The organism is Limosilactobacillus antri DSM 16041 (assembly GCF_000160835.1).
GTDB classification, from domain to species: domain Bacteria; phylum Bacillota; class Bacilli; order Lactobacillales; family Lactobacillaceae; genus Limosilactobacillus; species Limosilactobacillus antri.
Genome location: NZ_GG700732.1, coordinates 482,616 through 506,008, shown reverse-complemented (window position 1 = coordinate 506,008; position 23,393 = coordinate 482,616). Strand labels below are relative to the sequence as shown.

The window sequence follows — 23,393 nt, the reverse complement described above, 5'->3', positions numbered from 1 at the left end:
GATTAAATGCTATTCCACACAGAGCAACGTGACTGGGCTCAGGACTACATTGACCAGGGAATTATCCCAGGCTATTCCAATTTGGGAACATATCTTGGAATCGGAGCATTGAAGAACTCTGACGTGCTGACTGCCATATCACATGTGGCCAGTAACGTTGCTCGTTTTCCCCTGGTAGTTCTAGACGACAACAAGAACCGGGTTAAGAATATCAAGGCGGTTAACTATTTACTAAATAAGCACCCCAACGATATGCTGTCAGCCTATCATTGGCGATTCATTATGACGGTTAACGCAATCTTGACCGGGGATGGATTTACCCGGATTATTCGAGATCCTAAGACAAAAGCTCCATTGGAATTGCGGTACTTTCCGACTTCGCAGACCTATATTGACGATTCGGACCTTAATAACATTAAGTATGAGTTCACGCCTATTAATGTTAAAGGCCAGACCAGGACGATTATTTGTCCCGCTGAGGATGTTATCCACTTCATGTTCTTTACCTACGACGGGGTTCACGGGCGGTCTCCACTGCTCTCCCTGGGGGATGAAATTGGCCTGCAAGATGATGGAATTAAAACCCTCCGGCGGTTTTTCAAGTCAGGACTGAAAGGCGGGATCCTCAAAGCCAAAGGTAAGCTGTCGCCGCAGGCACGACGGGAGACCCGGAAGGCCTTCGAGTTTGCACAAAGTAATAGCAATGCCGGTAGCCCAATTGTCACGGATGACACCTTTGAGTATTCACCAATTGAAGTTGATACCAATGTCCTCCAACTGATTAATAGCAACAACTACTCAACTTCCCAAATTGCTAAGGCATTGCACATTCCAGCATATAAACTGGCCGTCAACAGCCCTAACCAATCCATTAAGCAGTTAAACGAGGACTTTATCCGGTCCGACTTGCCGTATTACTTTAAGCCGATTGCTAGCAACATTGAGATGACAATGTTAACCGACCGCCAGCGGCACAATTATCACGTTGAATTCGATACTCGGAAGGAAACGGGAATGTCAATGGACGACGTGCAAAAGGGGATTACCAATAATGTGATTACCCCTAATGAGGGCCGGGTCCTGGCCGGTATGGTTGAGTCGGACAATCCAGATATGGACCGGTTCCAGTCAACATTGAACACGATCTTCCTGGATAAGAAAGAGGACTACCAAGAACAAGCTGCAAAGAAAGGAGGTGAGAATCACGATGACAAGCGATTTGGAAACTCGTCAACTGACGATGCCGGTTCAGATCCGGACAGCAAGTGATGAGAACGATGAGCCGCTGATTGAAGGCTATGCGCTGAAGTATAATAAGCCGTCCCAAGTTCTGGGCGGCTTTGTTCGTTTCATTGAACAGATTGCTCCGGACGCTCTACGTGACTGCGACATGTCAAACGTGGTGACCACGATTAACCATGATCAAAATCAGGTACTAGGGCGGTCGGGTGTTAATCTCACGCTGACCCCAGATGATGTTGGCCTGCGGTTCAGTGTAACCCCGACCAACACGTCATTTGCTAAGGATCTAATTACCAATATCCGGGCAGGTGTAATTAACCAGTGTAGCTTTGCATTCACAGTTGCCGATACGGATGAAGCCCAGGATTGGGTTGAATCTACCCGAGAAGGCGTTGACTATGAACGGACCATTCGGCAGATTGACCATCTTTATGATGTGTCGATTGTAACGACGCCGGCTTATCCAGACACAGTGGCCACGGTCGGCCAACGTTCAATGGATATTGTTAAGCGGATGCAGTCGAAAGATGATAAAGCGGCGATTCAACTGGAGCGGCAGAAAATGTTGCGTGAGTTGGATCGTCAAGCACTATTAGATTCTCTCAAAGGAGGAAATTAAATGTTTAAGGAAAAACTGAAAGAATTACTTGCTAAGAAGGACGGCAAGCGGGCAGTTATCAATGAGAAGACCCAGGAAATGCGTAACTTATTGTCAAACGAAGACGCTACTGAAGATGACTTGAAGAAGGCTAAGTCCTTACGCTCAGACATCGCCAAGGCGGAAGACGAAGTTCGGAGCCTTGAAGAAGATATTAAGCTATATCGTGCCGCTGAAAAGGGAACACCCGCACCGGATGGCGGTCACAAGGGGGAAGGACGTGGTACAGAACCTGGCGCTGAAGAAGAGAAGCGAGCATTTAATGCTTACCTCCACCAGGAAACGCGTGATGATGCTTCTGGGATTACTTCATCTGACGCGGCTGTGACTATTCCTGAGTCAATTCAATATAATCCTGAATCCGAAGTTAAAACGGTTACCGACCTTAGCCAATTTGTACAGGTTTTTAACGCCACTACAGCTTCTGGATCCTACCCAATTCTTAAAAAGGCTACTGCCAAGATGAACACAGTAGAAGAGCTGGCAAAGAATCCTGCCTTGGCCAAGCCAGAATTTATTCAAGTAGCTTGGAAAATTCGGACTTATCGTGGGGCCATTCCAATCTCACAGGAATCAATTGATGATTCTGCCGTTGACTTAACAGGTTTAGTCGGTAGGAATGCCAATGAACAATCGCTCAACACAAAGAATGCAGCAATTTCGGAAATTTTAAAAACCTTTACTGCAAAGACTGTTGATGCCTCCAAAGCAATTGATGATTTGAAGAAAATTTGGAATGTCGACCTGGACGTTGCATATAACAAGATGATTATTGCAAGCCAGAGCTTCTTCAATTGGCTTGATACTCTTAAAGACAAGAATGGTCGCTACTTACTGCAAGACAGTATTACTAGTCCATCAGGTAAGGCAGTTTCTGGAATTAACGTAGCAGTGGTTGAAGATGACCTTCTAGGTGCGCATGGAGAGGCACACGCATTTGTCGGTGATCCATACCGGGCAGTTGTTTTAGCTAATCGGAAAGACCTTCAAGTCCGGTGGGTAGACAATGAAGTTTATGGTCAATACTTGCAGGCTGTTCTCCGTATGGACGCAAAACAAGCGGATGCAAATGCCGGTTACTTTGTAACTGTTCCTGTGGAAACTCCGTCAAAATAATGCCGTCCGACAATTCCGGAGCGGACGTAAAACCAACATCCGCTAATACGGTGGATGAAATTAAGAGCTACCTAGATAAGAAGGGGATTAGTTACCCAACCACTGCTCTAAAGGATGACCTGTTAAAGTTAGTTGGTGATGCTTAATGGCCGATGTTTTTGGCGGGGAAGTATTCCTCAATAACCTCAAGAATTATTGCAAGGTTGACCAGGATTTTGATGATGAAATCATTATCGAAATGACCAATGCAGCGGCCACGATGATTGCTAAGGCGATTGATAAGTCCAAGACCCCCGATGACTATGCTGGCGAACCACGCTTTAAGATTGCGGTCATGAAGCAGGTTAAGGAAGACTACTATGAGCGGGGCTTGACCGCTGATAGTTACCGTCCGGAGATTGGATCCGGAATCAACGGTATTATTAACCAATTGCGAAGCGAGGTGACTGCAGATGAAGCTTAGAAACATGACTGAGAGAATAACGTTCTATTCGGTCCAAACTGGTGTTGACCCGGTGACAAGGCAGCCGCTGGATAGTGCTCCAGTGAAGGAGTTTTCCTGTTGGGCGGAAGTACCTAAGCTACCAATCCGGGAATTCGTGCAGAATAGTTCTGAGGTCGGTTTCCGGAAGGAGTCACCAACGTTTCTAGTAGCCTTTAAGCTACCCAAGCCCGTTCAGCCAAACTGGCTGATTGAGTGGCGCGGCAAGAACTATGAAATTACTGGCATGGATCCTGACTATAAATTACGGGACTTGTCGAAGATTTCAGCTCAGGAGGTGGTTGATAATGGCAGTGACCGGGGAAGCGGGGCTGATGGCAAACCTGGAACGCTTGGAGAAAACCGAAGAGGCTAAGGCCCGTAAGGCCACCCGTGATGGGGCCAAAGTCTTTGAAGAACGACTGAAGGCCAATACGCCGGTCTCTCACGAGGACCATTCTGGTAAAACGCCTCTACGGGAGCACACTAAGAGAGGTAACCTCAAGACCACTGGCGGGGAGTTTGAAGTTGACGTCGGCTATGATAAGGAGAAGGGATACATTGCCCACTTCCCAAACTCGGGAACCTCCAAACAGCGGCCGCAGCACTTCATTGAAAAGTCCCAGGAAGAGTCTAAAACAGCGGTTCTCGCAAAATTTGTGGAGGATCTGCAAGTATGAGTTTGCCAGAAGTTGAAGTGGCTAATTACTTGGCCAACGATGAAAAATTGATGCAGCAGATGGCTAGTCTGAGAATCGATAAGTTAAGCTACGCTCCGGTCTTTACCGGGACACCCGATGATGCTTTTATCAAGGCGAGTTCAGCACCATGGATTCGCGTAACTCCTATTCCAGGAGATGACGCAATTTACAGTGATGACGCTCGCCTTTTTGAGTACCCACGGGTACAGGTTGATTTTTGGATTCGTAAAGAAAAGATGGCTCATCTGGAGGAATTACAGCAAAGAATAACTGATACCCTTTATAGCCACGGGTTCAACCGGTACTACAAGGACCGGTATGCGGATCCGGACCTGGATGGTTGCCTAATGGTAACCGCCAATTTTGAAGGGTTTGAAATGAAAGGAGAATGACAATGGCAGCAACACCGAATGCAAAAGTTGCTAAGTTTGGGGCCTCAAATTTTGAATATGGGGTTCTGGACGCTAACGAGAAGATCAAGGAGACCCGGAAAGTTACTGGGTTAAAGGAAGTTAAGATTACTCTGACTAATGAACAGAAAACTTTAGCAGCCGATGATGGCCCGTATCTTATCTTGTCTGGTGGTATTACTGAGGCTAAGGAAACCATCAATATTTTTGACGTTGATAGCCAGATGAAGAAGGACTTCTACGGGATCAATATCGTTGACGGGGCAGAAGTTTATACCAAAAACATCACGCCAAATTATGTGGCCACGCTGTTCCGGACTAAGCTCTCGAATGGGAAGCACTGTTGGTTTGGCCTACTCAAGGGGATGTTCTCAATCCCGGGGATTTCAACCAAGACTCAGGACGGTACTCCAGATCCAGACGCGGATGAAATTGAAGGTAGCTTTGTCCCACGAGGTGACGCTGACACCGGAACTATCCTGGTTATCGGTCGGGAAGATAATGATGGCTTCGATTTCGCTAAGTTCCACAAGATGGTCTTTGGTGAAGATGCACCGGTAACGGACCCGACGAATACCAATAATGGCCAGCCTGAAAAGGTAGTAGATAACGGTTAGTAGCTAAGAATACAGAGACGAGCATAGTGAGACGATTGGAGGAAACAACATGCCATTAGAACTAAATGTGAAGACTAAGGATAAAACGGCCACCTATACCCGGGATCAAGTACCGATGCTGGAAAACCTGCTTGATGCACTCGAAGTCCAGCGGCTTGAGATTGAGATGTTCTCAAAGGCAGATCATCAACCGACCGCCAAGGAAAATAAGGCCCGGATTGATGCTCTTGCGAAGTTTGCGGCCAAGTTTTGGGGACACGGACTGACTCAGAAGGATGTCTTGTCCGGTGTCTCTTCGGTTGAAGGACTGGCCCAGATTGAGAAAGCTGTTGCTACGACACTGGGAATGGACTTATCAGCATCTGATGAGGAAGATGAACCAGATAAGGACCCAAAAAAATAACGGTCGAAATGATTGATGACGCCATCAACAATTTGACCGATTTTATCAAGGACCATCTTAAAAATGGCTATAAGTGGAATGAAGTCAGCAAGATGACGTTGACCGACCTGCAGATGATGAGTACCGTCTTTGAAGAACGAAAGACCACCATCGATAAGGCATTCCCATTCTTATTCTAGCGGAAAGGAGGTAACTAAATGGCAGGAAGTTCATTGGGGCATCTGGCGGCGACGGTCAGTCTGAATATTAATCCATTCAAAGCCTCAAACAATGTTTTGAAGGCTGAAATTAAATCAACCGCCAATGCTTTGCGGGCCCAAGAAATTGCACTGAAAGGATCCGCAAATAGTCTTAATAATATGCGGGCAGTTTATGCGACAATGCAGTCGCAGATGAATAACTATAATGCCCAGTTACAACGGTCTAAGGCTTTGATGGACGATACTACGCGAAGTGAGCGTTCTCGTCTTAACGCAGCTAACCAGTTCAACAAGACATCAGCCCAAGTGGAAATCTTACGGACCCGAATGCAGGCCCTTAGCCGAGAGATTGTAGCGCAGTCGAGCCGCTGGGGGCAATTAGCGGCTAGAGCTAACCACTTTGGTAATGTGGCCACTGCTGTTGGCTCAAGAGTTCAGGGCGTAGGTCGTGGAATGTCAACATATTTAACCGCACCTATTGCTGCGGGATTAGCTTATTCAGCAAGTAAGCTGGTTGACTTCCAGGATGCTATGAACCGAACCAAGAACGTCATTCGAACGTCTGGTGAGTCTGCTGCAGAAACGCAACGGTCATATAACCAGATGCTCCGTGATTCCCGGAAATACTCCGATATGTACGGGGTTAGCCAAATCAAGATTGCCAACGGGTATCAAGATCTGGTTAAGCGTGGTTATACGTCCAAGGCCGCTGTGGGGGTCATGCGTAACGAGTTGAAGGCTTCCATTGCTACCGGGGACGACTTCAATGATGTTATTAAGGTTGCCTCCCAGACAATGGAATCGTTTGGCCTATCGACTAACAAGGCCGGTCAGCCTTTGAAGAGTGCCCGCTTAATGCAGGAACGGTCCAAGGACACCTTGAACAAGCTAGCGTATGCGGCTGACGCTACATCTACTGACTTCAATTCACTTGGTGTGGGGATGTCCTATGTTGGGGCTACTGCGCACCAGGCTGGATTTGGACTGGGCGAAACTGCGTCAGCAATGGGGATCCTTTCCAACAACGGTCTGGAAGCTGATAAGGCCGGGACTGGCTTACGGAAAGTCATTCAATCGTTAATTACGCCAACTAAGGGTGGAGCTGAAGCCCTGGCAAAAATTAACCTGTCAACCAAGGACTTCATCGGCAAGAACGGGAAGCTCAAGTCAATGTCGACTATTTTTGCTACCCTGAATAAGCACATGAAGGGTTTAACCGGGCACGAAAAGAACGACATCTTCCATTCATTATTTGGTACTACCGGACAACAAGCTGGGGCCATCTTGACAGAAAACGCCAAGCGGTTACGTGAACTGACTAATGAAGTTAATAATGCCGGTAAGCGGGACTATATTGGTGATTTAGCCAAGCGGAACCTGAATACCCCGAAAGCGCAGTTAGCCATCTTCAAGGAATCGTTGACCAATGCAGGGATGGACGCTGCTAAAAATGTTTTACCAATAATTACACCGTTGGTTCAAGATCTTTCCAAACTGGCCCAAGGTTTCGGTCAGCTCCCAGAACCAATGAAAAAGGCCATTACCTATACGACGCTGTTCGTTGCCGGAGCCGGACCCCTGCTTCTCCTGATTGGAAAGCTGTCAAGTGGCGTTGGTGGACTTGCATTGAAGCTAGGTAGTTTTGCCGGAGGTATGTCCCGGGCCCGCGCTGCTATTAGCATGGGGGCCGGTGGACTGACAGTTTTGAAGTCAGCATTCTCCAAGAATGCCTTTGAAACTGCCAAGTTTGGTAAAGCAGCTACTACCGCCAGTGGCGCAATGACGACCCTTAAAGGGACTGTTGACACTGCCAACGGAACAATTAGTTCTTCTAAAACTATTGTTGACTCAGCGGGACGTGCATTAACGACTGCTGGTGAATCAGCTGCAGTTGCCGGGACTTCCTTCGGTGCGGCAGCTATCCCCATTGCAGCTGCAACGGCAGTTATTATTGCTGGTGTTGCAGCTTGGGAGCTTTGGGGGAAGAAAGCCGCTGCTTCTGATGAACGTACAAATCGGTGGGGATCAGACGTCGGCGTTGCAGCTGACCATGCCCTGAGTAAAATGCAGTCGACATCTCAAGGTATTCAAACAGCATTGTCTGATATGGATGTTGCCGCACACACTTCTACTAAAAAAATGGCGGATGATTTTGACAGGGAATTCACACAGATTGAGCGAAGCGCCAGAGAACATTTTAAAAATGTAAAGAAAGCTGAAAAAGGCTTGTCACCAGAGGTCTCGAAGGCAATTGATGCTGAGGCTGAAAAAGAAAAGTCCTCATTTAATGGCTATGTTCATGATGCTGATGTTGCGAACCAGAATGTCCAAAAGATCTTATCGGGGCGTAATCGGAAAGTTTCCGAGTTAGACCAAACGCAAAGAACAATGCTGCGTAATTACCAGGCGGAAATGCTTAATGATGAAATGAAAACATTACAGCTTTCCGGGAGTAGACGTGCTAAAGCGATGGCGGTTCTCAACAACGATATAAAGCATATGTCGCAACAGCAACGGTCTACAAGAATGGGGGACATAACTAGCGAAACTGCTGAAATGGAGCAGCAGTATAAGCGTCAAGCTTCACTTTTGAAGAAGCGTTATAAGAACAATGAACTTTCAAGAGCTGAATATCGGGCTGGCTTGAAATCAAATCAACGAGCGCTTAGCGATTACTCCAATAAAGCTGCTGCTGAATATATTCGATTAGCTAGGGCAAACGGTGAAAGTACCAGTTTGATAAAGAAAGACCTTAAAAGCATGGGACTTAGCTACAAAGCAGGTACTGCGGAGATTCGCCGTCAAACAAAAGCGGCCATGCAAGACCAGAAGAGCCTAGCTGTTAATACCACTAAGATGAGTGGCAAAGTTAAAAAGGCCGCTAATATGTGGAACAACCTGGTTTTTGATCCCAAAACTGGGAAAGTACGCACCAATGCCCAAGAAGAAGTCAACAAGGCAGTTAATTCCTCCAAGGGCTGGAATCAGATTAAACTTCTGAAAAAAGAAGGGAAGTTAAGCACTAATGCCCAGCACATGGTAGCGGCTGCTTTAATTGCTAACGGCCAATGGGACAGCATGAGTTGGCCTGATAAACAGGCTTGGTTGCACGATAAATTCCACCAGACAATTGTTAAAGCTCTGGAAGACTCGGGCCAGTGGAATAACTTAACCCTGGAACAGAAGGAAGCCATCGTAAATGCCAAGGGCAAGCAAGAAATGGCTGACCTCCTGATGGAGTCTGTTGGCTGGAACAATCTGACGTTGCAGGAAAAGCAGGCGATTGTGGCCGATAAGGCGACATTGCCGCTGGTGGATAGCCTTCAAAAGTCGGGTCAGTGGAACGGCATGACCTTGAAGCAACAGGAGGCCATTATCAATGCCAAGGGTAAGGACCAACTGGTTGATGCCCTGGTAAAGGGTGGCGTCTGGAACTCACTGAGCCTTAAACAGCAGCTCGCTTTGGTTCGTACTCAAGGAACTGAACAGGTAATTCAAGGCATTGACCAGATGGGCCGCTGGAATTCATTGTCACCTAAGCAGCAACAAGCCATTGTTAGCGCTAAAGGTGGACCGGATTTACAACAACTGATTACTGATTACGGCCTATGGAGGGGGCTGCCTGCCAGTGCGGCTAAGCAAATCATTGCCCAGGACAGAGCCAGTGGTAATTTGAAGGCTGCCAACGATGCAATGCAGGCTTGGATCAAGGCAAATCCGGGTGCACCGAAGAATGCACTGGCAATTGATAATGCGAGTGGTCCACTACACAATGCTACCGGTGGTGTTAATGTCTTCGCCGGGTCAAGCACGGGCGCTCCTAAGGTTGCTAGTGGTGTCGATAATGCGAGTGGACCATTTGGAAATGCAACTAATTCAATTTTTGGTTGGAATAGAACAGGCGCGAATACTAAAAATATTCGGGCTAATGACCAGGCAAGCAAAAATGCCCAAATTGCAATATCTGCGATTGACGCTTGGAACAAAGCACATCCAATTATTCATAAGTTCATAACAGAGGTTATTACCAAGCATAAGAATAAGGCCAATGGTGCAAATTACTTTGAAGGTGGTCCGGTAATGGTTAACGACCAAAAGGGACCGATATTTCGTGAAATGGTTCAGTTCCCTGGGGAAATTCCATTTATTCCATACGGCCGAAATGTTCTTCTAAACGCTCCAAGAGGAACTCGTATTGTTAAAGCTTCAGATACCTTAAAACAGTTCCCTCATTTACCACAATATGCAAACGGTAATTCAGACGCTGTTTCCGTGCTGAACAATATTCAGCCAGTTCAAGTTAGTGCTAAGGGCACCAACGACAGTCAAAGTGCCAGCACCTCAGATAATAAGTACATGGGTGAGGTCCTAGAACGCCTTGGTAAAATGACTGACCGTCTGGGCACCATGCTCGGCCTTAACGCGGCTCAGTTGTCTGCCATCAAGGCTAGTGCATTCGACAAGAATGACCTGTACTCCAAGATGGGGATGGATCAGGTTTACTACGACGCTCAAAGATTGTAGGAGGTGAGAGTAATCGCAGCTAATGTTCTTTACATTAAAATTGACGATCAAGATGAGATTGCCAGCACTGATATTACTAAGAATCTTACTTTCCTTGGGTTGACCGAGGCGCCAAGCCTACTCAATAACTACCGTGACGAAAGTATCCAGGACGGCCAGTTTTGGAACTACTCTCGCTATGGGATGACCACCGTTACAGCAAAGTTTGTGGTGACCTTTATTGACCGGAACGACTTTAAGCTAGCAAAACATGAAGTCTATCGTGTCTTTGCCCAAAAGGGAATTTTTCGATTGCGGACTGGCGTTGAGCCTGATGTTGTCCGGTACTGCCGGCCAACGGCATTTGAGATGACGTCTGACCCGGCCGAGGGTAATTACTGCCAGTTTGAGATTCCGTTTGAGAACCCACGGGGGCTTCGGTACAGTCGGATTAATACTGACAAGATGACCGACCAGGACTTCTTGAGTTTGAATATCAACCTGGAAAGCAAAGAGCGTCAGTATCATTTTGCTGGTTCAACCTCGTTTGAAGTCTTTAATGCCAGTGATATTGCTGTGGACCCCGAAATGCAAAATCATGAGCTAAAAATCACGATGAAGCATAACGGCGGTAAGTTCACTTTGAAAAATGAGACTACCAAAACGTCCTGGACGTACAACAAAAATCTTGGCGGTAATGATACCGTCATTCTTGATGGCATCAATACCTATAAGAACCAGGCGTTGGACAGCATTAGCACCGATTATGGATATATTACGTTAGCCCCGGGCTGGAACAAGTTTACAGTCACCGGGGCTAATGATTTAGATGTTACTTTTAGTTTCCCATACATGTATCTAGGCTAGGAGGCGATGAAATTGGGATTAATGTTAATGACTCCACATAAGGAGACAACCAAAGAACCAATTCGCAAGATTATCGTCTGGCCGACAATGCACGAGCAGTGGGCGAATAATAGCACCTGGCAAATCAACTTCACGGCCTTTGACGTTGGCTCCGAGTTGTATGACCAGCTGGACGTTGAGAGTTCAATTTTCCTTGGTGGTCAAGAGTACATCGTCAAGAACTGCGTTGAGAATTACGACACCAGCACTAAGGAGATAACGGCCTGGCACGTTTATAACGAGATCAGTCGGATCTATGTCCGCTCAGATTTGAGTAAAGAGCTGACTGTTACTTCAAATAACGACAGCGGCAATAATCAACAGCAGGCCCAACAGGAACAGCAAACTAAGAATTACAAGCTGGAAGATATTTTGAAGCTATATCTTGGCAATAAGGATCTGGGATTTACCTACGAGCTTCATGGAAATTTCCCTGATGCACCTTGTGACGGGATCGAAAGCGGCAGCGGCAAGGAAATGCTGGAGAAAATCTGTAAGTCTTGGCCGAATGCTGTTGTTTTTCCGGACAACAAGAACATCCGGATCTATTCTGATGACCAGTTCTTTAAAGATGAGGGACGGGTATTAGACTTCCCGAACAACTTAAAGTCCATGAAGACGACCCGTGATAGTTCGACAATTATTAATCAAATTCGTTGTGTTGGTGGGAAGCATAACGTTGATGTCGCAATGGGCACTGGCTCCGGAGCCGGTGGAAATCTGGACAATGTTGAGGGCTTTGCTAAGTCGCCAATCAACGCTGACTTTGGAGTTAATAAGCAGGCGATGCTACAGAGCTTTGCCTCTCAGGACCACCGTGTTCATGCCTGGGGCGTCGATGTTAACCGCCTTTACGATACAGTAAAGGCGCAGGGTATCAGTCCAGAGTGGTTCTTTGCGTACGATATTACCGAACAGGACCCAATGTCGAATAGTTGGCTGAACCACTTTGCATACCGAAATCCAGACCCATATCAGGATGCCATTAACGTATGTAATTGGATTAAGCAGTTTGCTAATAGTGACAGTTTCAATCCTGCTTCCGGGTATGGTGCTTACACCAGCCCGCAGATGGCCGCTCAGTGGAACCAGGAATTCCATAAGGGCACCATTGGTCGTTTGTACTTACAAGGGACTGCGGCGGCCGTAATGGAGCTGGCAAATGAAAACCCAGGGAGGTATGGTCGCCCGATGAATTGGTGTGTGCAACTCATCAAATCCTGGGGTGGCCACACTAACTCAGGGGGCGGCAGCTGGGGTTGGCCCTTTGCTAATATTCCCCGTGATGGGCAACCTAACGTTTACCTTAATGGTCAGCAGTATGGCCACACTGGATATGGCCGTGGTGGTGGAGACTTCCACGATGGTTTCGACTTCGATGGCGCTCATTATACCGGCAATGTTTTAGCAATTCACCCAGGAACAGTTCACAAGATTGGGGCTGACCTTGGCTGGTGGTATATCTGGATACAGTCGTCGGACGGTTACAATATTGTCTATCAGGAAGGATTTAGTGCTGGCAGCATCTATGTCCACGAGGGCCAGCAAGTTCAAACCGGTACGCCAATCGCACGAGTTACTGGTACCCACACGCACGTCGGGATTAGTAAGAAAGCAATCCCATTAGCTTACTACCATGGATATAACGATGACGGTACCTGGTTGGACCCGATTGCCACAATCAAAGCCGGAATCGCTGGCGGCGGAGATGGTAGCGGCGGTGGATCCGTATCAGCGGAGGAATACTACTTCCAGCCGTTTATCTTGCAAGATGATGAGTCAATCAAGGAATGGGGCGTTCATCCAGGCCCTGACCTGGTTGATGAACGGTTCCACGATGCCGAGGCGATGCGAAAGTATGCTCAAACGACTTTGAAGCCAAATCCAAGTTTGACGATTGAAGTGACGCTTAAAGACAATTCTTTTCAGCCTAAAAAGGGTGAAATTCTTCGCGTCCAGGCTCGTCAGAAGAAGTATGCCGGTAGTTGGCGTACGGTCGGCTATGACACGTATCCCGAACCTGGTGCTAGTGAAGGTACCCAAATCACTTTGAATGATGCTAAGCAGACGATTTTGGACTACCAGAATAAGCGGACAGCCATCATTCAACAGGCTTTGAACGACCAGAAGCAACGGCTACGAGGGGTTGCCAGCAGCTTAGATCGGCAGTCGCAGACGTTAACCCAAATCGTCAATACCAAGGATAAGGATAACCAGGCTAGTGCAACTCCACCAAATCTTACTCAAGAGGGGATGGATGCGCTGAAAAAGTTAACCAGAGAGGGTGGTAAAGATGGCGGAAACTGACATTCCTACCACCTATAAGCAGATTGTCCGATTCGGCTTAGATAAAGATGGGTTCTTCGGGTTGATTTGCTCGAGTGACAACGGGAAAACCATCAAACTGATTGTCGGCCCGGACGGCTTGGTCTTGCATCCAGAAGATGGCGATAAGATTTGGAACCTCATTGAGAGTAAGGTTCAATCGGCCATTGATGCCAGTGGAAACGAGTTGACCTGGTCAAAAATTAGTGACAAGCCGGACCTGGTTCTGGAGAAAGACCTACCGGACTTTAACCAGTTTGCCAAGAGGGACGAACTGCCCGATACAAGCGGCTTAGCAAAAGCGGCCACTGTCGATGCTGTCAAGACAACCGTGGAGAGTGCGATAAGCACTGCTGAAAAGGCGCAGTCAACAGCGGACGCCAACAGTAAGGCACTGTCTGAGAAGGTAGACCGGAAAGACTTGCCAACGGACCTGGTCCACTCTCCTGAACTGGATAAAGTCAGAGTTGATGTCACTCAAGCTAAGCAGGACGCCGCACAGGCACTGGCTGTTGCCAAAAGTGCAACTACCACTCTTGACGCTTCAAAAGAATTTGTAGCGAAAAAGCCTTCCGAATATCAGGAAGGCTTTTCTCGTGAGCTAAAAGCAGCAGGTGTTCTTGAAGTTAACCAGACGACCTTAGGCAAGAATTTGACTTATAGCACAATTGGCCTGCTCACCTCGGTGGCAATTGACAGTTACGGTTCCCACTGTGTCCGACAACGCTTTGAAGTCATCGACAGCGACTATCCATATACTTTTGAGCGTACTGGTACTGGAAATGTCTGGTACCCTTGGCACGGTATTACTGAATGGGATTAACTTTGAAAGGTGGTGATAGCAATCGAAACAGCAGAATTGCAGAAATTACGGTTCCGGGGCGAGTATGATCCGGAAACCTGGTATAAGAAGATGGACGTAGTCACTAATGGCAATCACGCCTATTTAGTGCTGATTGATAATAGGCGGCATGATTTAGATAACACCAAATATTTTATGGCACTAATGAAAGGACGTCCCGGGGATCCCGGGAAGAATGGTAAAAGTGCCTACGATTTGGCTGTTGAATATCAAGGCTTCAATGGTACAGTTCTTCAATGGCTGGCTTCATTACGTGGAGCACAGGGAATTCAGGGGGCGCCGGGTCAGCTTAATGGCCTAGTGACTGACCTGAGCGTTGCGTCGTACCCAGATGCGGATGCCGTTACCAGTAAGAACATTTACGCTCTTGACGGTGTGCAGAAGAACTTGCCGCGGTCGGATGTCACCAAGTCCTTCATGCTGGTCCTTGCTAACAGTGCGGGTGATACGGTCACCCAACTATGGTTTGATCCGGTCAACGTTGAACTGTATATCCGGGCTAAGTCTGGCGAAAACTGGAGTGATTGGCGGTGGATCACGTTATGGAATTAGTTGAATTTATTACCAGTCATACCCAGCAAATCTACAACCGAATTAAGAAAATGTATCAGCTGGAGAAGGACATTAACTTAGACGATGAACTAACCATTCCCGAACTAAGTATTGAGCGGTGCCCACCAGTTGATAAAAATAATCCCAATGTTTACTTGTATAATCGGGACTACTATTCATGGGCCATTCGGGTAACTAAAGAGCTACTGAATGTCCTGAATCAGCTAGTCCTTTTTTATAATGCAAGCGGATTTGTTAACGAAGATGACTATCATGATACTTCGCAGATTATTAACTGGTGGATACCGCATACCTTAAAGGTTAGCTCCGCCTACTTTGATAACTTGCAGTCAAATTATGATACAGCAAATAAGCTCCTAGATGAGCTTGAAAACTATGCAGAAATTAATCGGTAAAGGAGGGAGAAAATGGCAGCACCTAATACGCGGGTAGTTTTGGACTTGCTTCGTGATACCAAAACTATTGTCGATTTAACGCCTTATTTTCAAGGCCGGGTCGGCGATAGTGATAGCTTCTTGCCCATGGCGATTATAGCAGCAGGGCGAGCTTATGACCTAACCGGTAAGAGTGTGATCTTCCAAGGGAAAGATTTCAATGGCACTGAATTCACCGTTTACGGTAAGAATGATGTAAACCGGCACGGTGATGATTGGAGCAAAGGCCGGTTTACATTTTATTTTCCGGCGGAGACCTTTGAAGCCTCTGGTGAATGGGACTGGGCATTCTTCCGTGTGGTCGACATTCCACAATCGGAATTGGAGGCTGGAGTGGACCCAGCTAAAACAACTTCAATCGTATCAACGCTGAATGTGAAGTTAAAGGTCCTCAATGGTAATCCAACGATGGCAATTGCCAAACAGGCGTACCATTCGGGGATGCAATCAGCCCTAGATGATGTTCAACAGTTTGCAGCTGATGCTAAAAAGCAGATCAGTAATACTGCCAATAGCTTGTTGAATGATTTTCCAGATCTTTTAGCAAAGATGCAAACTGTGAAGGCATTGGATAACTCGCTTAACGACATGATTAAGGAGAAGCAGCTCGCCACGGTTGAAGATCTCGGGATCACACTAATTGAAAACAACATTGGCGGTCTACCAACACCGGCAATGTATATTGAGAAAGGATTCTACCGGATTCACTACGGGTATGCTTACCTGGGTGACTTGGATATTGTTCCGGGCAAGACGGTAGACGCCACTGACTGTGAACAAGTGGCGATGGTCCAGACTACTGTGTTAAATAACATCGTGTCCCAGGAAGCAACCGTTCAAGCCAAGAACGACTATGTATACAAGCTGGAACGGAAGTCGACTGGTGACACGACCTGGTCGAAGTGGCACGCAGTAGCACAATTTTAGGAGGTAATTTTATGTATACTCACTTACAAAAAATGGGGGGGGTAGCAACCTAGCTACTACCCGACTGGCACGGCCTAAGAAGGGCGGTGTCAACTAATGAATCTGAATACAACAATTGAAGGACAACGAGACTGGGCAAAAATTATCGAGAATAATTTTAAGCAATTAGCAGTTGAGCGAACGGCTACAAGTGACATTGTGCTAATGAACGGTTGGCAGGCTAAGGATGGGAATAAGGGTTTGGATAGCTACACCTTACTGGATGGAACTAAACTCTACCATTTCTCAGGTGTATTGCAGAAGTTAGTATCGCCGAACGAAGCGGGCTGGCTTTTTAAGACGCCAGCAGCAGGTAAGGTTATCGGCAACCCATTTCCAAATACTGCTAGTGTTACTTATGATGGAAGTGCTGGTGGATATTTGGAATTAGGCGTTGGCAACTCAGGCGGAACTGGCGTATGGTGCCACTTTGTCCCAAATGACGGTGGCGTACATCCACAGGCTAACAAGCAGCACAATATTGAGGTGGCTATGTCGATTGTGTGGTTTGCTCAATAGCAATAAGCCAGTCTAGTGTCCTGGAAAGGATAATGCAAATGGATACCAAACAGGTTGAACCAGGCCAAGGCTGGTTAAAGACACTAAATAATGATCTAACCAATTTAGACAATCGGACCCTATCATGGACCGAATGGCAAGCAGCGAATGCAGTTCTTCTCAATGGGTTTGGACGTGCTGGGAATGGTATTAGTGTGCGTTTCTTGAGGGACAAGGTCGGTAACATTTACCTAACTCATGTTGTTGGTGAAGTTACCAAAACGCAATACGACGGTCGATGGACAGATTTTTGTAGACTTTCTGATGTTCCTCAATCTGCATGTGCAATTCAAGCTGTCGCTCGGATTGCAAATAATGACATGGCGAGCGGCTATGTATCGGTCACACTTGCCTATTCGGATAATTCGACTCAAACAACTACTTTAAAAGTTGGCGGAAAGTATGATGGTGGCCCTTATTTAAATGGTTGGATTGGCTTTAGCCTTATGTATTAACAAGGAGGGATTAACTAATGATGGAAAAGTACAAGACGGTCTACGTCTTTGATACTCAAACTCCAAGCCATAAGTATATCGGACAACGGCTAGTCGAAGGAGATTATCAGCTTCAGCCTAATGAAACACTCGATGAGCCTCAAAAAGGGCAAGATAACTTTTGGAACGCCGAAACAGGAGCTTGGGTAACGTCAACAGTAACTGTCTATTGCTACGACGTCAATAACAATAACTCACTGAGTGATATGTTCTCCGTACCTGCGGGAACTACGCTCAAAGCCGGACAAACCACGGTGGTTCCCAAAGATGGGCTATATGAGCCACAGTTTAACGGGACTGCCTGGGAATCCGGGATTACTGAAGCCGAATGGAATGCTCAACAGCCCAAGGTAGAAGTGAAGCCGACTGCTCAACAGAAGGCTAATGCCGAGATGAGTGTACAAATTGCTCAAATGAAGCAGGAGCAAGTTCAACAGGCTAAGCTGAATGCGCAGTTGACACTGGACATTGCAGCGTTGAAGAAGCAGATGAAGGCCGAAGCACCCAGTACACAGGAGGGATAAAGATGGGATTTGATTACTACAACACCTACTACAAGATGGGGCTCTTTACCAAGGAGAATTTGGACCTATTTGTTGAAGTAGCTATGCTGTCGGCGGCAGACGAACAGAAGATCCTTAACCCAGTAGCTGCTTAGTCACATAAAATTATGTCGCCAAAGAAATGCACAATACATAAGAAAGCCTCACTCAGACGAGCGGGGCTTTTTTATGGGCGGCTTTTAGAAAGGAGAGTGATTGAGCTTGAAGAAAATGGACTTAGTGCCACAGGGTGATACTCACCAATTCAAAATTGACGATACCAACACGCTCCTGCACTACACAGCAACAATTAATGGTGAGCCACAGGAATTTCCAAGTGATGATCCTTGTTACTTCCAAATCAAAACTGACAAAGCCTTTGTCCAGACGGCTAAAGCCACTGTATCTGGATCCGATGTCGCCCTGAGTTCCAAAGATTTAGCGAATTTGCCGATTGGCAATTACGAGCTAGAGCTTTGGCACATGGACAAACAGACGGGGGACACTGACATTTTTCCTGACGATGGTTGGTTGCCGTTTACCATCAACGAGAATGCGTTGGGTAACATGAGCGAAAAAGTTACGACCATCACCATGAAGCAGATGCAGGATGGCCTTATGGATGCTCTACAAGTCCAGTTCGATAAGTTCGTGGCGGAGGCCCAGGAGAAAATCCAGGGGATGAAACCTGAACCTGCGCGGAACGGTGTGGATGCGACTATCACGATTGGGGATACCAAACAGGTCGCTGCTAATGAAGCACCATCGGTTACTAATGTCGGCTCAAATACTGCCGCTATTCTGGAGTTTAAAATTCCAGTTGGTGCAATTAAGACCGAGCTGTTGGATAGCAAGGACCTAAATCAGGTACAAACTAGTGGTTACTACACGGGCAATGCCATGACGATTGCCAACGCCCCTAGCACAGGTCAATTTGTCTTGAAGGTCGTTGGCCTCAGCGATAGTTGTGTCCAGTTGTACTATGACCTACGCCGCGGGGAGCAATATATGCGGACCATGTTTAAAGGTGAATGGAATCCGTGGCGTTGGACTACGCAGTGGAATTGAGGTGAGATTGAATGCCGCATGGATTCTGGGGACTAGGCTGGGGAGAAGTTGTTTCTTTGATCACGCTTGTTATGGTTGTTGCCAACTATTTTAAGAGCAGTGTTTCAAAGACTGCTCATGAGTCTAGTCGGAAAGACTTGGAAGACCTTAATACTAAGCTCACCGACTTTAAAATCAATGTCAGCGGGTTGTCGCAATTACTCCGGCAGGTTAATAAGGATATTGAAGGTATTGATAAACGAGTCGGAAAGCTCGAAGAAGAAATTGATAAAGTTCACGTTCAGATGGCCGAATTGAAGGCTAGAATTGGAGGAAGCAAGCATGATGAAGATTATCACTGATATTGGAAACTGGTTGGTACAGTCAGGGGCCTTGGTCACCCTTGCAGTCTTTGCCTGGAAGTACCTCAAGCCTGTCATGGTAGAGAAGCAAAAGCACGCCAAGACTGTGCAGGAAAAGGAACTGCTGGGCCTGGTCAACTCCCTGGCCGATAATGCCGTCAACTCGCTGGTAAGCAACACGGCCATCACGGGCCACGATAAGTTTAACGCGGCCACCCGCATGGTTGGCACTACTCTGGCCGACAAGGGCTTCGACGTTCAGCGGCAAACCATTGAACACGCGGTTCAGGCGGCCTACGAAAAGAGTGATCTGACGCCTACCGTTGACCCGGCCGCTCAACCACAGACGGGTGTGGTGGTCCACAATGGCTAACAGATTAGAATTCTTAGATGTATCAGGCTGGAATCCTAATGCGCAGAACCGGGCCTTTTGGGACCAGGCCAAGCAGCTAGGCGTAGCAGGGGCCATCGTCAAGATTACCGAGGGAACTTGGTATCGTAATCCTTATGGTTGGAACCAGGTAACGGCAGCCAAGCTGGCTGGCATGAAGGTAGCGGCCTACCACTTCGCAAAGTTTGTTGGCAACTCCTACCAGGCAGTCAACGAAGCAAACTACGCTATTGCAACGGCCAATAGCATGGGCCTGCCGCATGGGTCCATTATCGTCCTGGACTACGAAGAGCGGGCCGGGATCCGGGCCTACAATACGCAGGCGTGCATTGCATTCTGTAAGACAATCAAGGCCAACGGCTTCGTGCCAGCCTTTTACTCGTACTCTGGTATGGCGAGCCTGTGGGACTACGAAGCAATTCGGCAGGCCACGGGTGCGAAGTTCTGGGTGGCCGCTTACCCACGCTTGGGCCCGGCTTACGCACCAGATTATGGCAGCTTCCCAAGCATTTCAGCCTACATCGATGGTTGGCAGTATACCGATAACTGGCGTGGCTGGGGTGTTGACGGTTCAGTAGATTTAACGGGGGTGTTTACTACGACTGAAAAAGTAACCAGTGGCGGCCACTTGGATGACTGCCACTTTGAAGAGGGCAAGCTGGTCGTTGGCGGCTGGTTTGCCAGTGATAAGGCAAATGGTAAGGGCAACCACTACATTATCCTTACTGATGACCAGGGGCATGAGTTTGCCCGGCAGAGCGTGGCACTGTCACCACGTCCAGACGTGGCTAAGGCGTTCCCAGACATTCCGGGGGCTGGTCAGTCTGGCTTTGCGGCCAAGTTTGACTACACAGCGGCAATGGCTGGTAAGAAACTACGGGTCTACTTCCGCTACACGGACGACCCGGCAGGCAATGGCAATGCCACTGACTACGTGAGCCTGGCGGACATGACCCAATCAGCCGCCTACCTGGATAGCATGAGCGTATCCTTTGGCAAAAAACTCAATGTAGCTGGTTGGTACTGACGATATGGCCCTCATCAGCCAGGGTCCGGAGGGTCCGAATAGTTTCTTGGGTGAGGGCGGACTGGTTATTTAACGTGGTGCCGTCGAGATCGAGGGCGATTAAGTGCTGATCCACGTTCGTCACTCCTTTGTCAAAAAATGCTTATCAAGTAATTATACGGGAATCGGCAGTAAATGTGAACAATTTCGTGGCGGTCGGAAATTACTGTATAATAGTGGGGAAGAGAAATGAGGGATAATTGATGAAACTACCAGATGCGTTTATTAGTAAATATCGTCGCCTGCTCGGTGATGAAGCTCCGGCCTTTTTGGCAGCCTTTGACCAGCCGGCAACCGGGGGCTTCCGGGTCAACCCCGCCAAAGCTGAGCCAACCGCGACTATCGCCACCGCCACGGGGCGGGTCGAGTACGTGCCGACCGGCTACCGGGGACCGGTGGATGGCAAGTCCCTCGACCACGTTTCCGGGGCGATTTATAGCCAGGAGCCTTCCGCTATGTATGTTGGTGAGGTCGTCGCTCCGCAGCCAGGGGAACGGGTCTTAGACCTCTGCGCGGCGCCGGGAGGCAAGACTACCCACCTGCTTGCCAAGATGGGTGGCCAGGGCTTGCTGATTGCCAACGAGATTTTCCGCAAGCGGGCCCTGGTCCTCGCGGAAAATTTGGAACGGTGGGGAACCGCCAATACAGTGGTTACCAATGAAAGTCCAGCCGAACTGGAACGGCAGTTTCCCCAATTCTTTGACCGGATTCTGGTGGATGCGCCCTGTTCCGGTGAGGGGATGTTTCGCAAGGAGCCGGCCGGGATGGAGTATTGGACGCCGGATTACCCGGCTGAGTGTGCCAACCGCCAGCGCAAAATTCTGGCCTCGGCACTGAAAATGCTTAAACCCGGGGGGACCCTGGTCTATTCGACCTGCACCTTTGCGCCGGAGGAGGATGAACAAACCGCGGCCTGGTTACTGGCGACCTACCCGGGATTGACAATGGTTCCAATTAAAAAGTACCCGGGAATGGATGATGGCCGGCCAGAGTGGGCCGACGGCAATCCCGCCCTTGCCAACGCTGTCCGCCTCTTCCCCCACCACATTGCGGGGGAGGGACACTTCATTGCCAAGTTCCAGCTGGCTGCCACGGCTCCGGTGCGCGCCGCTGACCACCGCATAAAGAAGAACAAGCGGCATCGCAAGGGCGACCGGCAGAACGGTTTGACGAAGGAGGAGCGGCAGCTCTTTGCTGATTTTTGCCAGTGGTTCATGCCCGCCTACCAGCCTTGCCAGCTGTTGACTTACGGCGACCAGCTTTATGACCTGCCGGCGGGCCTTTCATCGGTAGGAGGGTTAACCGCGTTGCGACCGGGGCTCCACCTTGGGACCTTTAAGAAGCGGCGTTTTGAGCCGGCCCTGGCCTTAGCCCTGACAATGCGGCCGGCAGACACTGAGCGCCGGATTGAACTAAGCCGTGAACAATGGCGCTCCTACGTTCACGGCGATGTTCTGCCCGGACCGACTGACCTCCCCAACGGCTGGTACCTGTTAGTGTGTCAGGACTTTGCGGTTGGATTTGGCAAGCTGGTCAACGGGACGGTGAAAAACTTTTATCCTAAGGGCTTGCGTTTTTAGAAAGGACGTCTACTAATGAAAGAAAAGAATGCGTTTCATATTAATGGCTACTTAGCCTTCTTCCTGACCATCGTGGTTGCGGTGATTGCGGCCTGGCTCGTTTACCGGGGACTAACCGCCAGTCAGCTGGGATTGACGGTCGCGGGTGCCATCCTGCTGGTCCTAGTGGCAGTGGCCGCGACTTCCCTGACAATCATTCAGCCAAACGAGGCGAAGGTCCTGACTTTCTTTGGGAATTACATCGGGACGATTCGGGATGCCGGCCTTTTCCTGACGGTTCCCTTTACCGACAAGGAGCGGGTATCGTTGCGGGTTGGCAACTTCAATAGTCAAATCCTCAAGGTCAATGACTCCCAGGGGAACCCGGTAGAAATTGCGGCGGTAATCGTTTACCGGGTAGTCGATACCGCCAAGGCGCTCTTTGCTGTCGACGACTATGAGCAGTTTGTCCAAATCCAAAGTGAATCGGCAGTCCGCCACGTGGCGAGCGAGTACCCTTATGATACCTTTGAAGATGAGGATGCCCTGACCCTGCGGAGCAACCCGACCGAGGTTTCGGACCGGTTGACGGCCGAACTTCAGGAACGGCTCAACGTCGCCGGGGTCGAAATTATTGAGACCCGGCTGACCCACCTAGCCTACGCGACCGAGATTGCCAGTGCAATGCTGCAAAAACAGCAGTCAGCCGCCATCCTCTCCGCCCGTAAAATTATCGTCGAAGGGGCGGTTTCAATTACTGAGGATGCGATTGACCGTCTGGCCCGCGAAACCAGCCTTGACCTGACCGATGCCCAGCGTCTCCAGATTATCAATAACATTATGGTGGCGATTGTCAGTGAGCGGGGGACCCAGCCGGTGATTAATACCGGGACGAGTAATTAATGATTAAGAAATGATGGATGCAGAAAGGAGCTGTGACACAACCCACGGTTAGGGACTGTAAGGCTAGCCTAGGA

The 23,393-nt window shown here is 48.4% G+C and carries 28 protein-coding genes and 1 pseudogene; 28 read left to right on the top strand and 1 reads right to left on the bottom strand.

Annotated features, from left to right (window positions below; translation table 11 throughout):
- Nucleotides 1–6 precede the first annotated feature (6 nt).
- From HMPREF0494_RS02370 to HMPREF0494_RS10740, 26 genes are all read left to right on the top strand, one after another.
- Nucleotides 7–1,269, top strand: a complete 1,263-nt coding sequence (locus HMPREF0494_RS02370; RefSeq protein ID WP_007123326.1) for a phage portal protein — start codon at nt 7–9, stop codon at nt 1,267–1,269.
- Nucleotides 1,208–1,861, top strand: a complete 654-nt coding sequence (locus HMPREF0494_RS02365; RefSeq protein ID WP_040458676.1) for an HK97 family phage prohead protease — start codon at nt 1,208–1,210, stop codon at nt 1,859–1,861. Before HMPREF0494_RS02370 ends, HMPREF0494_RS02365 begins: the two co-directional genes overlap by 62 nt.
- Entirely contained in the window at nt 1,862–3,016 is a 1,155-nt protein-coding gene (locus tag HMPREF0494_RS02360; protein ID WP_007123324.1) for a phage major capsid protein, read from the top strand.
- A gap of 50 nt (nt 3,017–3,066) precedes the next feature.
- A complete protein-coding gene (locus HMPREF0494_RS11835; protein WP_207727774.1) occupies nt 3,067–3,162 on the top strand; it encodes a hypothetical protein in 96 nt (31 codons plus the stop codon).
- Nucleotides 3,162–3,479, top strand: a complete 318-nt coding sequence (locus HMPREF0494_RS02355) for a head-tail connector protein (RefSeq protein ID WP_007123322.1) — start codon at nt 3,162–3,164, stop codon at nt 3,477–3,479. Before HMPREF0494_RS11835 ends, HMPREF0494_RS02355 begins: the two co-directional genes overlap by 1 nt.
- Nucleotides 3,469–3,873: a phage head completion protein gene (locus HMPREF0494_RS10900; protein WP_007123321.1), complete on the top strand. Its 405-nt coding sequence runs from the start codon at nt 3,469–3,471 to the stop codon at nt 3,871–3,873. The genes HMPREF0494_RS02355 and HMPREF0494_RS10900 overlap by 11 nt, the downstream gene beginning before the upstream one ends.
- Entirely contained in the window at nt 3,806–4,177 is a 372-nt protein-coding gene (locus HMPREF0494_RS02350; protein ID WP_040458675.1) for an HK97-gp10 family putative phage morphogenesis protein, read from the top strand. Before HMPREF0494_RS10900 ends, HMPREF0494_RS02350 begins: the two co-directional genes overlap by 68 nt.
- Nucleotides 4,174–4,590: a hypothetical protein gene (locus HMPREF0494_RS02345; RefSeq protein ID WP_007123319.1), complete on the top strand. Its 417-nt coding sequence runs from the start codon at nt 4,174–4,176 to the stop codon at nt 4,588–4,590. The genes HMPREF0494_RS02350 and HMPREF0494_RS02345 overlap by 4 nt, the downstream gene beginning before the upstream one ends.
- Complete coding sequence (locus tag HMPREF0494_RS02340; protein WP_007123318.1) at nt 4,587–5,225, top strand: major tail protein; 639 nt, start codon at nt 4,587–4,589, stop codon at nt 5,223–5,225. The genes HMPREF0494_RS02345 and HMPREF0494_RS02340 overlap by 4 nt, the downstream gene beginning before the upstream one ends.
- 49 nt (nt 5,226–5,274) lie before the next feature.
- Nucleotides 5,275–5,628: a phage tail assembly chaperone G gene (gpG, locus tag HMPREF0494_RS02335; RefSeq protein ID WP_007123317.1), complete on the top strand. Its 354-nt coding sequence runs from the start codon at nt 5,275–5,277 to the stop codon at nt 5,626–5,628.
- 8 nt (nt 5,629–5,636) lie between these two features.
- Nucleotides 5,637–5,807 carry a hypothetical protein gene (locus tag HMPREF0494_RS11380; RefSeq protein ID WP_007123316.1) on the top strand — a complete coding sequence of 57 codons (171 nt, stop codon included), beginning with the start codon at nt 5,637–5,639 and terminating at the stop codon, nt 5,805–5,807.
- An 18-nt stretch (nt 5,808–5,825) separates the two neighbouring features.
- A complete protein-coding gene (locus HMPREF0494_RS02330) occupies nt 5,826–10,352 on the top strand; it encodes a phage tail tape measure protein (RefSeq protein WP_007123315.1) in 4,527 nt (1,508 codons plus the stop codon).
- A 3-nt stretch (nt 10,353–10,355) separates the two neighbouring features.
- Nucleotides 10,356–11,198, top strand: coding sequence for a phage tail domain-containing protein (locus tag HMPREF0494_RS02325; RefSeq protein WP_007123314.1), 843 nt, complete (start codon nt 10,356–10,358; stop codon nt 11,196–11,198).
- A gap of 21 nt (nt 11,199–11,219) precedes the next feature.
- Nucleotides 11,220–13,544 (top strand): phage tail protein, encoded by a 2,325-nt coding sequence (locus HMPREF0494_RS10745; protein WP_050759637.1) that lies wholly within the window; start codon nt 11,220–11,222, stop codon nt 13,542–13,544.
- On the top strand, nt 13,531–14,385 hold the full coding sequence (locus HMPREF0494_RS02315; protein ID WP_007123312.1) for a hypothetical protein: 855 nt from the start codon (nt 13,531–13,533) through the stop codon (nt 14,383–14,385). Before HMPREF0494_RS10745 ends, HMPREF0494_RS02315 begins: the two co-directional genes overlap by 14 nt.
- Before the next feature lie 12 nt (nt 14,386–14,397).
- On the top strand, nt 14,398–14,976 hold the full coding sequence (locus tag HMPREF0494_RS02310; RefSeq protein WP_148466460.1) for a pyocin knob domain-containing protein: 579 nt from the start codon (nt 14,398–14,400) through the stop codon (nt 14,974–14,976).
- Nucleotides 14,967–15,392 (top strand): hypothetical protein, encoded by a 426-nt coding sequence (locus tag HMPREF0494_RS02305; RefSeq protein ID WP_007123310.1) that lies wholly within the window; start codon nt 14,967–14,969, stop codon nt 15,390–15,392. Before HMPREF0494_RS02310 ends, HMPREF0494_RS02305 begins: the two co-directional genes overlap by 10 nt.
- A gap of 12 nt (nt 15,393–15,404) precedes the next feature.
- Nucleotides 15,405–16,358, top strand: a complete 954-nt coding sequence (locus tag HMPREF0494_RS02300; protein WP_007123309.1) for a BppU family phage baseplate upper protein — start codon at nt 15,405–15,407, stop codon at nt 16,356–16,358.
- Nucleotides 16,359–16,454: 96 nt separating this feature from the next.
- The gene (locus HMPREF0494_RS02295) at nt 16,455–16,916 is read left to right on the top strand and encodes a hypothetical protein (protein ID WP_007123308.1); all 462 of its coding nucleotides are present in this window, start codon (nt 16,455–16,457) and stop codon (nt 16,914–16,916) included.
- Nucleotides 16,917–16,954: 38 nt separating this feature from the next.
- Nucleotides 16,955–17,410: a hypothetical protein gene (locus HMPREF0494_RS02290; RefSeq protein ID WP_148466461.1), complete on the top strand. Its 456-nt coding sequence runs from the start codon at nt 16,955–16,957 to the stop codon at nt 17,408–17,410.
- A gap of 17 nt (nt 17,411–17,427) precedes the next feature.
- Nucleotides 17,428–17,973 carry a hypothetical protein gene (locus HMPREF0494_RS02285; RefSeq protein ID WP_007123306.1) on the top strand — a complete coding sequence of 182 codons (546 nt, stop codon included), beginning with the start codon at nt 17,428–17,430 and terminating at the stop codon, nt 17,971–17,973.
- A gap of 2 nt (nt 17,974–17,975) precedes the next feature.
- Nucleotides 17,976–18,107 (top strand): XkdX family protein, encoded by a 132-nt coding sequence (locus HMPREF0494_RS11210; protein ID WP_007123305.1) that lies wholly within the window; start codon nt 17,976–17,978, stop codon nt 18,105–18,107.
- A gap of 106 nt (nt 18,108–18,213) precedes the next feature.
- Entirely contained in the window at nt 18,214–19,059 is an 846-nt protein-coding gene (locus HMPREF0494_RS02280; RefSeq protein ID WP_040458673.1) for a pyocin knob domain-containing protein, read from the top strand.
- Between the two features lie 11 nt (nt 19,060–19,070).
- The gene (locus HMPREF0494_RS02275) at nt 19,071–19,400 is read left to right on the top strand and encodes a coiled-coil domain-containing protein (protein WP_007123303.1); all 330 of its coding nucleotides are present in this window, start codon (nt 19,071–19,073) and stop codon (nt 19,398–19,400) included.
- Nucleotides 19,381–19,773 (top strand): phage holin, LLH family, encoded by a 393-nt coding sequence (locus HMPREF0494_RS02270; RefSeq protein WP_007123302.1) that lies wholly within the window; start codon nt 19,381–19,383, stop codon nt 19,771–19,773. The genes HMPREF0494_RS02275 and HMPREF0494_RS02270 overlap by 20 nt, the downstream gene beginning before the upstream one ends.
- Entirely contained in the window at nt 19,766–20,818 is a 1,053-nt protein-coding gene (locus HMPREF0494_RS10740) for a GH25 family lysozyme (RefSeq protein ID WP_007123301.1), read from the top strand. Before HMPREF0494_RS02270 ends, HMPREF0494_RS10740 begins: the two co-directional genes overlap by 8 nt.
- On the opposite strand, the pseudogene HMPREF0494_RS11205 reads toward HMPREF0494_RS10740, so the two are convergent.
- Nucleotides 20,814–20,933, bottom strand: a pseudogene (locus HMPREF0494_RS11205) (HAD hydrolase family protein); the annotation flags it as partial. The gene HMPREF0494_RS10740 and the pseudogene HMPREF0494_RS11205 overlap by 5 nt on opposite strands.
- A gap of 127 nt (nt 20,934–21,060) precedes the next feature.
- Between HMPREF0494_RS11205 and HMPREF0494_RS02260 the strand changes: the two are divergent.
- Nucleotides 21,061–22,437 carry an RsmB/NOP family class I SAM-dependent RNA methyltransferase gene (locus HMPREF0494_RS02260; protein WP_007123298.1) on the top strand — a complete coding sequence of 459 codons (1,377 nt, stop codon included), beginning with the start codon at nt 21,061–21,063 and terminating at the stop codon, nt 22,435–22,437.
- 15 nt (nt 22,438–22,452) lie between these two features.
- Nucleotides 22,453–23,319: an SPFH domain-containing protein gene (locus HMPREF0494_RS02255; RefSeq protein WP_007123297.1), complete on the top strand. Its 867-nt coding sequence runs from the start codon at nt 22,453–22,455 to the stop codon at nt 23,317–23,319.
- Nucleotides 23,320–23,393: the final 74 nt, after the last annotated feature.

Coding starts and splice junctions, on each gene's coding strand:
- HMPREF0494_RS02370 (WP_007123326.1), top strand. CDS start 7: ATGCTATTCCACACAGAGCAACGTGACTGGGCTCAGGACTACATTGAC.
- HMPREF0494_RS02365 (WP_040458676.1), top strand. CDS start 1,208: ATGACAAGCGATTTGGAAACTCGTCAACTGACGATGCCGGTTCAGATC.
- HMPREF0494_RS02360 (WP_007123324.1), top strand. CDS start 1,862: ATGTTTAAGGAAAAACTGAAAGAATTACTTGCTAAGAAGGACGGCAAG.
- HMPREF0494_RS02355 (WP_007123322.1), top strand. CDS start 3,162: ATGGCCGATGTTTTTGGCGGGGAAGTATTCCTCAATAACCTCAAGAAT.
- HMPREF0494_RS10900 (WP_007123321.1), top strand. CDS start 3,469: ATGAAGCTTAGAAACATGACTGAGAGAATAACGTTCTATTCGGTCCAA.
- HMPREF0494_RS02350 (WP_040458675.1), top strand. CDS start 3,806: ATGGCAGTGACCGGGGAAGCGGGGCTGATGGCAAACCTGGAACGCTTG.
- HMPREF0494_RS02345 (WP_007123319.1), top strand. CDS start 4,174: ATGAGTTTGCCAGAAGTTGAAGTGGCTAATTACTTGGCCAACGATGAA.
- HMPREF0494_RS02340 (WP_007123318.1), top strand. CDS start 4,587: ATGACAATGGCAGCAACACCGAATGCAAAAGTTGCTAAGTTTGGGGCC.
- gpG (WP_007123317.1), top strand. CDS start 5,275: ATGCCATTAGAACTAAATGTGAAGACTAAGGATAAAACGGCCACCTAT.
- HMPREF0494_RS11380 (WP_007123316.1), top strand. CDS start 5,637: ATGATTGATGACGCCATCAACAATTTGACCGATTTTATCAAGGACCAT.
- HMPREF0494_RS02330 (WP_007123315.1), top strand. CDS start 5,826: ATGGCAGGAAGTTCATTGGGGCATCTGGCGGCGACGGTCAGTCTGAAT.
- HMPREF0494_RS10745 (WP_050759637.1), top strand. CDS start 11,220: ATGTTAATGACTCCACATAAGGAGACAACCAAAGAACCAATTCGCAAG.
- HMPREF0494_RS02315 (WP_007123312.1), top strand. CDS start 13,531: ATGGCGGAAACTGACATTCCTACCACCTATAAGCAGATTGTCCGATTC.
- HMPREF0494_RS02305 (WP_007123310.1), top strand. CDS start 14,967: ATGGAATTAGTTGAATTTATTACCAGTCATACCCAGCAAATCTACAAC.
- HMPREF0494_RS02300 (WP_007123309.1), top strand. CDS start 15,405: ATGGCAGCACCTAATACGCGGGTAGTTTTGGACTTGCTTCGTGATACC.
- HMPREF0494_RS02295 (WP_007123308.1), top strand. CDS start 16,455: ATGAATCTGAATACAACAATTGAAGGACAACGAGACTGGGCAAAAATT.
- HMPREF0494_RS02290 (WP_148466461.1), top strand. CDS start 16,955: ATGGATACCAAACAGGTTGAACCAGGCCAAGGCTGGTTAAAGACACTA.
- HMPREF0494_RS02285 (WP_007123306.1), top strand. CDS start 17,428: ATGATGGAAAAGTACAAGACGGTCTACGTCTTTGATACTCAAACTCCA.
- HMPREF0494_RS11210 (WP_007123305.1), top strand. CDS start 17,976: ATGGGATTTGATTACTACAACACCTACTACAAGATGGGGCTCTTTACC.
- HMPREF0494_RS02275 (WP_007123303.1), top strand. CDS start 19,071: ATGCCGCATGGATTCTGGGGACTAGGCTGGGGAGAAGTTGTTTCTTTG.
- HMPREF0494_RS02270 (WP_007123302.1), top strand. CDS start 19,381: ATGATGAAGATTATCACTGATATTGGAAACTGGTTGGTACAGTCAGGG.
- HMPREF0494_RS10740 (WP_007123301.1), top strand. CDS start 19,766: ATGGCTAACAGATTAGAATTCTTAGATGTATCAGGCTGGAATCCTAAT.
- HMPREF0494_RS02260 (WP_007123298.1), top strand. CDS start 21,061: ATGAAACTACCAGATGCGTTTATTAGTAAATATCGTCGCCTGCTCGGT.
- HMPREF0494_RS02255 (WP_007123297.1), top strand. CDS start 22,453: ATGAAAGAAAAGAATGCGTTTCATATTAATGGCTACTTAGCCTTCTTC.